General features: G+C 65.4%; 9 protein-coding genes. 8 read left to right on the top strand and 1 reads right to left on the bottom strand.

Going from position 1 to position 10,683, the window contains the following annotated elements:
* Positions 1-441 (top strand): hypothetical protein (locus VLE48_00545; protein ID HSA91474.1); only part of this gene is annotated, 441 nt, incomplete at its 5' end.
* A gap of 4 nt (positions 442-445) precedes the next feature.
* Here VLE48_00545 and der read toward each other — a convergent pair.
* Positions 446-1,819: a ribosome biogenesis GTPase Der gene (gene der / locus VLE48_00550; protein HSA91475.1), complete on the bottom strand. Its 1,374-nt coding sequence runs from the start codon at positions 1,817-1,819 to the stop codon at positions 446-448.
* A gap of 38 nt (positions 1,820-1,857) precedes the next feature.
* On the opposite strand from der, the gene VLE48_00555 reads away from it, so the two are divergent.
* From VLE48_00555 to selA, 7 genes are all read left to right on the top strand, one after another.
* Entirely contained in the window at positions 1,858-3,870 is a 2,013-nt protein-coding gene (locus tag VLE48_00555; GenBank protein ID HSA91476.1) for an ATP-dependent DNA helicase, read from the top strand.
* An 89-nt stretch (positions 3,871-3,959) separates the two neighbouring features.
* Positions 3,960-4,337, top strand: coding sequence for a 6-carboxytetrahydropterin synthase QueD (queD, locus tag VLE48_00560; GenBank protein HSA91477.1), 378 nt, complete (start codon positions 3,960-3,962; stop codon positions 4,335-4,337).
* A 34-nt stretch (positions 4,338-4,371) separates the two neighbouring features.
* Entirely contained in the window at positions 4,372-5,052 is a 681-nt protein-coding gene (locus VLE48_00565) for a radical SAM protein (GenBank protein HSA91478.1), read from the top strand.
* 57 nt (positions 5,053-5,109) lie between these two features.
* Positions 5,110-5,838, top strand: a complete 729-nt coding sequence (gene queC / locus VLE48_00570) for a 7-cyano-7-deazaguanine synthase QueC (GenBank protein HSA91479.1) — start codon at positions 5,110-5,112, stop codon at positions 5,836-5,838.
* A gap of 44 nt (positions 5,839-5,882) precedes the next feature.
* Positions 5,883-6,962: a tetratricopeptide repeat protein gene (locus VLE48_00575; protein ID HSA91480.1), complete on the top strand. Its 1,080-nt coding sequence runs from the start codon at positions 5,883-5,885 to the stop codon at positions 6,960-6,962.
* An 83-nt stretch (positions 6,963-7,045) separates the two neighbouring features.
* Entirely contained in the window at positions 7,046-9,316 is a 2,271-nt protein-coding gene (recG, locus tag VLE48_00580) for an ATP-dependent DNA helicase RecG (protein ID HSA91481.1), read from the top strand.
* A gap of 33 nt (positions 9,317-9,349) precedes the next feature.
* Positions 9,350-10,683 (top strand): L-seryl-tRNA(Sec) selenium transferase (selA, locus tag VLE48_00585; GenBank protein HSA91482.1); only part of this gene is annotated, 1,334 nt, incomplete at its 3' end.

Raw genomic sequence — 10,683 nt, forward strand, 5'->3', positions numbered from 1 at the left:
GTGATGGCGCTCGACGACGTGGGGGCCGTGGAAGGCTGGCGCCGTTTCTTGCCCATGCTGGGCGCAGACAAGGGCGGCTACGCGGTGTACGTCATCATGAAGGTCATCCTGGCGGTGGGTGCCGCGCTGGTCTTCGGTATCGCGCAGTTGATCGTCACCCTCATCCTGCTGGTGCCCATCGGCCTGGTGGCCGCGGCAGCCATCTTCGCTGGCAAAGCCGCCGGGCTGACCTGGAACGCCGGTACCATTGCGCTGGCCATCGTGGTGGGAATGATCCTGCTGGTTCTTTTGATCTGGTTGTGGGCGCTGATCTCCGTGCCTGCGGTGTTCTTCTTCCAATCCTGGACGCTGCGCTTCTTTGGCGCCCGCTACGCGCGGCTGGGCGCGCGGATGGGTCCGGTCCCGCCGCCCATCCCCATCGTGCCTGAGGCCGGCGCTTAGCCGTTCACCGCCGCGCGCGGTTCTTGATCCAGATAGGCGTCCCGGCGAACCCGAAGGCCCGCCGGATCTGATTCTCCAGGAATCGTTGATAGGAGAAGTGCAACTTCACCGCCCTGTCGGTGAACAGGATGAAGGTCGGTGGCGAGGTAGCCGCCTGGGTCATGTAGTAGATCTTCACCTTTTTGGCGGCCGGCACTCCCGCGCGCTCGAAGTCCACGGTCTTCAGGAACCGGTTGATTTCGCCGGTGGAGACGCGCTTCCTGCGCTCCGCCGCCACTTCCTCCACGGTAGCGAAGACTTTCTCCACCCCGCGTCCCTCGAGCGCGGAGATGAAGAGCACGGGCGCGTAGGACAGGAACTTCAGCTTGTAGCGCAGGCGCTGCTCGTACTCTCTCGGCGTTACCGCCCTGGAGGCGCGGCCGGCTTCGGCCCCGGCTTTCACCTGGTCCCACTTGTTCACTACGACGATGACCGAGCGCCCGCTTTCATGGGCGTAGCCGGCGATATTGGCATCCAGCGCGGTCACACCTTCGAGGGCGTCGATCATGAGCAGGGCCACGTCCGCCGCTTCCAGGTGTTTGCGCGCCATCACCACCGACAGCTTCTCCGCCATGAGCTTCGTCTTGCCCTTGCGTCGGATACCCGCCGTGTCGATGAAGCGGTAGCGATGCCCGTCGCGCTCCACCATTTCGTCCACCGCGTCACGCGTGGTGCCGGGGATTTCTGAAACGATGGCGCGGGAAACTCCCGCGAGCCGGTTCAGTAGTGTGGACTTGCCTACGTTCGGCCGCCCGATGATCGCCACCTTGATCTCACTCGGCTCGGCAGGCTCGACCTCTTCGGCTTTCTCTTCGCCGAGTCCTTCCCTCGCTGGAGCCGGGATCCTTCCGAGGACTGCATCCAGCAGTTCAGCCACGCCCGTGCCGTGCTCCGCCGAAACCGGAAACGCTTCGCGGATGCCCAGCCGCCGAAAGTCCTCGACCTGGGCTTCGAGCCTCGGCGTGTCGATTTTGTTCACTGCCAGGAACAAGGGCTTGCCGGTGCGCAGCAGTAGGCGGGCCAACTCGATGTCCGGCGCGGCCAGTTCGGTGCGCCCATCCACCACCAGGACTACCGCCGCGCTCTCTTCCAGGGCAACCTTGGCTTGTCGGAAGATCTCGGCCGGGATGAGCTCTTTCTCGTGCGGGATGATGCCGCCGGTGTCCACCACGCGCAGCCTGCGTCCTGTCCACTCGGTCTCTCCGTAGATGCGGTCGCGGGTGATGCCGGGCTCGTCGCCCACGATGGCCCGCCGCTTCCCCAGGATGCGATTGAAGAGCGTGGACTTGCCCACGTTGGGCCGACCCACGATGGCGATGGTTGGGATGTGGTTTGTCATTGCGAGCGCGGCCCGCGGCTATTATAGAGACGCCCGCCGTGACCACTGCCACGCAGCCTTCGCTGTACGCCTTCTTCGGCCCCGGAGGCCTGCTCGCCAAGACGCATCCCGCCTACGAATTCCGCCGCGGGCAACTGGAGATGGCGCAGGCGGTCGAGCAGGCGCTGGCGGAAAAGCGGCACCTCATCGTCGAAGCCGGCACCGGCACGGGCAAGACGCTGGCCTATCTGCTGCCCGTCATCCGCTGCGGCAAGCGCGTCGTCATCTCCACCGGCACCAAGACCCTGCAGGAACAGCTCTTCTACAAGGACGTTCCGTTCCTGGAGCGTGAAGCCGGACTGGGCAAGCTGCGCGTCTGCTACATGAAAGGGCGGAACAACTACCTCTGCCGGCAGAAGCTCTACGATCTGACCGACCGCCCGGTGCTCACCGGCCTCGAGCAGGTGGAGCACTATCAGCTCATCGCCGCCTGGGAGAAGACGACCGAAACCGGCGACCGTGCCGAGCTGGCGGCGTTGCCGGAAGCCAGCCCTCTGTGGCCGCGCCTCGACGCTCGCGCCGAAGCCTGCACCGGCCAGAAATGCCCGCAGTTCGACCGTTGTTTCATCACGGAGATGCATCGCCGCGCCGCCGAGAGCGACATCATCATCGTGAACCATCATCTGTTCTTCGCCGATCTCGCCATCCGCCAGATTCCCGATCGCGCCCGCGACGTCGGCATCCTGCCGGAATTCGCGGCCGTCATCTTCGACGAGGCTCATGAACTGGAGGACGTAGCCTCCAGCTACTTCGGTGTGACGGTCAGCGACCTCCGCTTCGCTGACCTGGTACGCGACATCGAAGGCACCACCAAGCTCAAGCAGGCCTTCACGCCAGACGTCAAGGCGGCCGCCCAGAGCGTGCGCGATCGCGCGCAATTCTTCTTCGCCCTGCTGCCGCCGGGCGAAGGGCGTTTCGCCTTCGAGAACCGTCGCGAGTTCCTGGAAGAGAACGGCGACGACTACCTGGCCCTGCTCAACGCCCTGGGCGGGTTGGCCTCGACGCTCGAGGCGCTGCCCGAGCGGCCGGAAGAGATCGTCCGGCTGGCGAGGCGGGCGCAGGAGCTGCGCGTACAGACCAGCTTCCTGCTGGAATCGCCCGACCGCAACACGGTTTTTTGGATCGACCGGCGAAGCCGAAGCGAAGAACGAAGAGGCAGGGCCGACGAGAAGCGCGCCCGCGGCCCACGAGAATCGGCCACCCACGTCTTCCTGCAGGCCACGCCCATCGACGTCTCCCAGATTCTGCGCGAGTGCTTGTGGGAAGACCTTGAGACCAGCGTGCTCACCTCGGCCACGCTGGCCGTGAGCGGCAACTTCCAGTACATCCGCCGGCGGCTGGGGCTCGACCACGCGCGTGAGTCGGTCGTACCCTCGCACTTCGACTACGCCGGCCAGGCGCTGCTCTACATCCCTCCGGGTCTGCCCGACCCGCGGGTGCCGCAGTTCGCGCCGCGCGCCGCTGAGCTCATCCGCCGCACGCTTGAGATCACCCAGGGCCGCGCCTTTTGCCTGTTCACCAGCTACGCTCAGATGCGCGACCTTTATCAGCGCCTGCAAGACCAGCTCGATTTCCCGCTGTTCCTGCAGGGCACGGCGCCCAAGAACGCGCTGCTGGAAGAATTCCGCCAGACCCCGGGGGCGGTGTTGTTCGCCACCTCCAGCTTCTGGCAGGGCGTGGACGTGCAGGGCGAGCAGCTCAGTTGCGTCATCATCGACCGCCTGCCGTTCGCCGTGCCGGGCGACCCGGTGGTGGCCGCGCGCATCCGCGCCATCGACGAGGAGGGTGGCAACGCCTTCCTCGACTACCAGGTGCCTTCCGCCGTCATCACCCTCAAACAGGGCTTCGGCCGCCTGATCCGTTCGCTCGACGATCGCGGCCTGCTGGTGCTGCTGGATAATCGCGTGCTGCGCCAGCGCTACGGAACCGTCTTCCTGGAGAGCCTGCCTCCCTACCGCCGCACCACCGAGTTCGCCGACGTCGAAGCCTTCTTCCAGCAACCGGCCAAGTGAAACGGAAAGTAGGCCAGCGTTTCGGGACAGGCCCTGCGGCTCACGCTACAATGTCCAGGCTGAATGCGGACCGCTGAAGGCTGGTGTTCATGTTCCAGGTGACCGTGGAAGAATCCTTCGCCGCAGGCCACTACCTGCGCAATTACCGGGGCAAGTGCGAGAAGCCGCACGGACACAACTATCGTGTGCGCATCACGCTGGAAGGCAAAGACCTGGACCAGGCCGGCCTCCTGCTGGACTTCAAGGACCTCAAGGACGTCCTCAAGAACACCATCGAGCGTCTTGACCACCAGATGATGAACGACCTCGAGCCCTTCAAGACCGTGAATCCCTCCGCCGAGAACCTGGCCAAGTACTTCTACGAATGCGCCCGCACCCGCCTGAGCATGGCTACCGACAACCGCATCCGCGTGAAGGAAGTCACCGTGTGGGAGACGGATTCCACCACCGCCACGTACTTCGAGTAAGTTAGTAGCCAGTACCTGGTACCCGGTACTCCTAGTGCAGATCACCGAAATCTACGCTTCGTTGCAGGGCGAGTCCTCATACACCGGGCTGCCGTGCATCTTCGTGCGCCTCACAGGTTGCAACCTGCGCTGCACCTGGTGCGACAGTGAGTACACCTTCAGCGGCGGCCACAAGATGACCGTCGAGGAAGTCGAAGCCGAGGTCCACCGGCTGGCGCCCATCAAGCTGGTGGAGATCACCGGCGGCGAGCCCATGCTGCAGGAGAGGGAAGTCTTGGAGCTCGTCGGTCGCCTGCTGCCTTCCGGCTACGCCGTCCTGCTGGAGACCAGCGGAGAGCGCCCCTTGGCCGCTGTTCCGAAGGAAGTGGTGAAGGTGGTGGACGTCAAGTGCCCGCACTCCGGCGAGCCGGACACTTTCCGGCTGGAGAACCTGGGCACGCTCACGCCGCGTGACGAGGTGAAATTCGTCCTCGCCGACCGCGCCGACTACGAGTTTGCCCGCGACTTCACCCGCCGCCACGACCTCGGTTCGCGGGCCGGCGCCCTCATTTTCTCTCCCGCCTTCCGCAAGGACGCCGCCGGTCCGCGTGACGTTTCGCACTGCCTGCTCGACCCGCGCCAGCTCGCCGAGTGGATATTGGCCGATGGTCTCCCCGTGCGCCTGGGTCTGCAGGTCCACAAGTTCATCTGGCCGCCGGAAACCAAGGGCGTCTAGGGCGGTAACGTTACTTCGCAACCCGCCGCCTGTACTAGAATCAGGGCAGCAAATCGCCTGCAGAACTCATCCAATAGGCAGATGGCAAAGCCCGTCGAGTCACGCCCCGGCGCCGTGGTCCTCCTCAGCGGCGGCATGGATTCCTGCGTCTGCGCCGCGCTGGCGGCCCGCGACTTTGACGCCTCGGCACTGCACGTAAGCTACGGCCAGCGCACCGAGGAGCGCGAGCGCCGGGCCTTCGAGGGCATCTGCGACCACCTGGCCATCCAGAACCGCTTGACGATCCACAACCCGGCGCTGGCAGCCATCGGCGGGTCCGCCCTCACCGACCTGGCCCTGGCCGTGCCCGACGTCACCGAGCGCATCGGCCTGGACATCCCGGTGACCTACGTCCCCTTCCGCAATGCGCATTTTCTGGCCGCAGCCGTGAGCTGGGCGGAGGTGCTGGGCGCGGAAAAGGTGTTCATCGGCGCCGTCGAGCAGGATAGCTCCGGCTACCCGGACTGCCGCCCGGCCTACTACGAGGCTTTCAACCAGCTCATCCGCACCGGCACCCGCGAGGGCCGCATCGAGGTAGTGGCGCCGCTCATCGGCATGCGCAAGCATGAGATTGTCCGCCTGGGCCTTGAACTGGGAGCGCCCTTCGATTTAACGTGGTCTTGTTACAGCCGCGAGGATCGCGCCTGTGGCGCCTGCGAGAGTTGCGTGCTTCGCTTGCGCGCCTTCCGCGAAGCCGGAGCCCAGGACCCCATCGCGTACCTGTCCAGCGTACTTACGCACGGATGACGGCATTGATGAAACGGCGATTCATGACGCCGGGAGGAAGAGTTATGAGAACCAAACTGATGCTTGCAGCTCTGGGGGCGGTCGTGGCGCTGGCCATCTTGCCTCCCGCCCAGGCCCAGATGGCTACCGTCAAGGGCCGTTGCACCGACGAACAGCACCAGCCCATCGTGAACGCTATCGTCGAGTACGCCAGTCTGGATACCGGCCGCAAGTACAACATCAAGACCAACAAGAGCGGCGATTACTACTCGATCGGCCTGCAGAGCGGCAAATACAAGGTCACCTTGTACCGCAACGAAGAGGAGCAGAAGGCCGGGCGCAGCCTGTATTTCTTCAACAACGTCACCGTCACCCTTTCGGGCGTGGAAGGCGTCAATACTCTCGATTTTGACATGGCCAAGGAACGTGCCACTTCTGCTCCGCAGATGACTGAAGCGCAGCGCAAGCAGCTCGAGGAAACCCAGAAAGAGAACGTCAAGATCAAGAACCTGAACGACTTGCTGGCGCAGGCCCGCACCGCACTGACCAGCGACCCTCCGAATCCCGAACAGGCGGTCTCCGTCATGCAGCAGGCGGTGAGCGTAGACCCCACCAAGGACCTCCTGTGGTACACCCTGGGCGACGCCTACCTTGCCGGCAAGCACTATGCCGAAGCCGCTGACGCCTATCAGAAAGCCGTCGCCATCAAACCCTCTGGCGCCTACTACAACAACCTGGGACAGGCGCTGGCCGGCAGCCGCAAAGTGGATGAAGCGGTGGCGGCCTATGAGTCGGCGGCGGCGGCCGATCCCATCGGCGCCGGCCAATACTATTTCAATATGGGAGCGGTGCTGACCAACGCTGGCCGCCTGGATGAGGCGCTGGCGGCGTTCGATAAGTGCATCGCTGCCGACCCCACCAACGCCAATGCTTATTTCCAGAAGGGATCCCTTCTCATCGGCAAGGGCGCCATGGACAAGAACAACAAGTTCAACGCGCCTCCCGGCACCGCCGAGGCTTTCAACAAGTACCTGGAGTTGGCTCCTGAAGGACCCTACGCCGAGAATGCCAAGCAATTGCTGCAATACATCGGCTCCGAGATCCAGTCCTCCTACAAGCGCTCCAAGACCACCAAGAAGAACTGACCTTCGACCGGAAGGAACGGGCGGCCTGCGGGCCGCCCGTCTTCTTGCGCCCACGCCGCCCCCCAAGCGAGAATCCCCTGCCGATGCTCGAACTGCACACGCCGGTGCAATACGTACGGGGTGTAGGTCCGAAGATTTCCGATCTCCTGGCGGAGAAGGGCATCACCACGGTAGAAGACCTGCTCTATCACCTGCCGTTTCGCTACGAGGACCGGCTCAACCCGCGCGCCATTGCGCAGCTTCGTCCCGGGGAGATGGCCACCGTGATCGGCGAGGTGCGCACCTCCGGTCTGTTCCGCACCCGGCGCATGCCCATCTTCCAGATGACCGTGGCCCAGGGGCGCGACGCGCTGCAGTGCGTCTGGTTCAACGCCGCCTACCTGCGCGGAAAATTCCAGCCTGGCGAGCGCGTGGCGCTCTACGGGCGGGTCGAAGCAGCCTTCAAGGGGCGCGGCCGCCTGCAACTGGTGCAGCCGCAGTTTGAGGTGCTGGACTCGGAAGGCGAGGATCCCGCGGCCGCCTCGCTGGAGATCGGGCGCATCGTGCCCATCTACGAGTCCGCGGCCCACGGCAAGCTGACCTCGCGCTGGTTCCGGCGCGTCATCCACGGCGTACTGGAGAACCTGGCGGCGGAGATTCCCGATGGTGTCCCGCCCGCCATGCGTGACGCCTTGCAACTTCTGCCGCGTCGGGAAGCTTTCTGGCGGGTCCACTGGCCCGAGCCCGGCACGCCCTTCGAGGACCTGCAGTCCGCCCGCACCGCCGCCCACCGTCGCCTCATCTTCGAAGAGCTCTTTTTTCTCGAAGTCGGCCTGGAACTGAAGCGCCGCCGGTTGCGCCAGCAGCCCGGCATCAGCTTCCGGCTGGATGACAAGGCGCGCCAGGCTATCAAACGCATCCTTCCTTTCCATCCCACCGCGGCGCAGAAACGCGTGCTGGGTGAGATTGCGCACGACATGGAGCGTCCCTCGCCCATGCGACGGCTGTTGCAGGGGGATGTGGGCTCGGGCAAGACCATCGTGGCGCTCGAGGCCGCCATCATCGCCATTGAGAACGGCTGCCAGGCCGCGCTCATGGCTCCGACCGAGATCCTGGCCACGCAGCACTACCTGGCCGCCCGTACTCTGCTGGAGAGGGCCGGCTACCGCATTGTGTTGTTGACCGGCTCGCTCGACCCCGCCCAGAAGCGTTCCGCACGCCGCCACATTGCCCGCGGCGACGTCCAGTTGGTCATCGGCACGCACGCGCTCATTGAAGAAAAGGTCGAGTTCGCCCGCCTGGGGCTGGTGATTGTGGATGAGCAGCATCGCTTCGGCGTGCTGCAGCGTTTCCGTTTGATGAAGAAGCCGGCCGCGACCGGAGTCGGCCAGGAGCCCGAGCCCGACGTGCTGGTGATGACCGCCACGCCCATCCCGCGCACGCTGGCCTTGACGCTCTACGGCGATCTCGACGTCAGCCTGCTCGACGAGATGCCGCCGGGCCGTTCCCCCATCGTCACCCGCCGTGTCCCGGATGAGCGCTCCGACGAAGTGTTCGCCTTCGTCCGCCGCCAGGTGCAGATGGGACACCAGGCCTACGTCGTCTATCCCGTCATCGAGGAAAAGGAGCAAGAGGCAGCTACGGAGGAAGACGGATCCGCACGGATGCGTAGCGCCGGCGTCTCGCCGGCGGTCGCGCGGCCGTCCCCGGCTGCCCCTGGAGAAACCCCGAGGCTCTTCCCCGAACCTCCTCCACGCCTCACGCTGAAGGCAGCCGTGAAAATGTATGACGAGCTGCGCAAGAAGATTCTCCCTGACCTGCGCATAGGCCTGCTGCATGGCCGCCTGCCTGCGGACGAGAAGGAAGAAGTCATGCGCCGGTTCGGCGCGGGCGAGATTGACGTGCTGGTTTCCACCACGGTCATCGAGGTCGGCGTCGATGTCGCGAACGCCACCGTCATGGTGGTGGAGCACGCCGAACGCTTCGGCCTGGCCCAGCTTCATCAGTTGCGTGGACGCATCGGCCGCGGCGCCGCCAAGAGCTATTGCATCCTCATGACCGGCGGCAAGGTCACCGAGGACGCCGAGCAGCGTCTGGACGCCATGGTGCGCACCACCAACGGTTTCGAGATCGCTGAGTTGGACCTGGAGTTGCGCGGCCCCGGCGAATTCTTCGGCACCCGTCAGGCCGGCATGCCCGACTTCCGTGTGGCCAACCTGCTGCGCGACCGGGAACTGCTGGAAACCGCACGCCGTGAAGCCGCCCGCGTCGCTGCCGGACCTGCTCCCGACCTCTCGGCCCAGGACATCAGCCGTGTCTTCGCCCACCTGAAAGCCCACTGGCAAAGGCGCTACGGGCTGGTGGAGGTGGGTTAGATTGATGTCCCACGTGATGAGATAATCACTCCCGTGCCGGCCATCGACAAAGCCGCCCTGCTTCGCCGTCTGCCCGCGGTCGACGAGGTCTTGCGCCGCCCCGAGATTGCGCAACTGGCGCAGCGGGAAGGTCAGGCGTCCGTAACTGCTGCGGCACGGACGGTCCTGGACCGTCTGCGCTCGGTCATCGCCGAGGGACACCTGGATTCCACGGGCGTGGAAGTCGCGCTGGCCGGCATCGCCGGCGCCATCGAGCGCCTGGTCCGGCACGCCGCCGAGTACTCCCTGCGCCCGGTGATCAACGCCACCGGGGTCATCCTGCACACCAACCTGGGGCGCGCGCCCCTGGCGAAGGCGGCGCTCGAGCGAGTCACTGAGGTCGCCGGCGTTTACTCCAACCTGGAGTTCGACCTCGATTCCGGCGAGCGTGGCAAGCGTGACGTCCACGCCGACCGCCTCTTCCGCCGCCTGCTGGACCTCGAGGGCCACCAGGACGTCCGCACCGTGGTGGTCAATAACAACGCCGCCGCGGTGCTGCTGGCGCTCAACACCTTAGCCGAAGGCGGCGAAGTCATCGTGTCGCGCGGCGAACTGGTGGAGATCGGCGGCTCCTTCCGCATCCCGGACGTCATGGCGAAATCCGGCGCCGTGCTGCGCGAGGTGGGCACCACCAACCGCACCCGCCTGGCTGACTACGAGCGCGCCATAGGCGAAAAGACCAAGCTCATCCTGCGCGTGCACCGTTCCAACTTCCAGATCGTGGGCTTTACCGAGCAGCCGGAACTGGCGGAGCTGGTAGCCCTGGCTCACAAGCACAAGCTGCCGCTCATGGAAGACCTGGGAAGCGGCGCGCTGTTCGACCTGCGCTCCATCGGCGTGACCGGCGAGCCCGGCGTTACAGACAGCCTGCGCGCCGGCTGCGACCTGGTGACCTACAGCGGCGACAAGCTGCTGGGCGGGCCGCAAGCCGGTTTGCTCAGCGGGCACGCGGAAGTCGTGGCGCGTGTCCGCTCCAACCCCATGTTCCGCGCCTTGCGCGTGGACAAGCTCACCTACTCTGCGCTCGAAGCCACGCTGCTCGCTTATCTGCGCCAGGATCACGCCGCCATCCCCGCGCTCGCCATGATGCGGCGGACCAAGGAAGAACTCCGGCAGCGGACGGAGAAGCTGGCTGCCGCCGTCGCCGACGCGAAGAAGCTGCGCGTGAGTGTGGAAGAAGATGAAAGCGTGATCGGGGGCGGCTCCACCCCGGGAGCCATGCTGCCCACCTTCGTGCTGGCCGTGACTTGTGACGAGCTGAGCGCGAACGAGATCGCGGCTCGCCTGCGCGCCTTCGACCCGCCCGTCATCGCGCGCGTCGACGAAGG

The sequence above is a fragment of the Terriglobales bacterium genome (assembly GCA_035454605.1).
Lineage (GTDB): Bacteria > Acidobacteriota > Terriglobia > Terriglobales > Acidobacteriaceae > DATMAB01.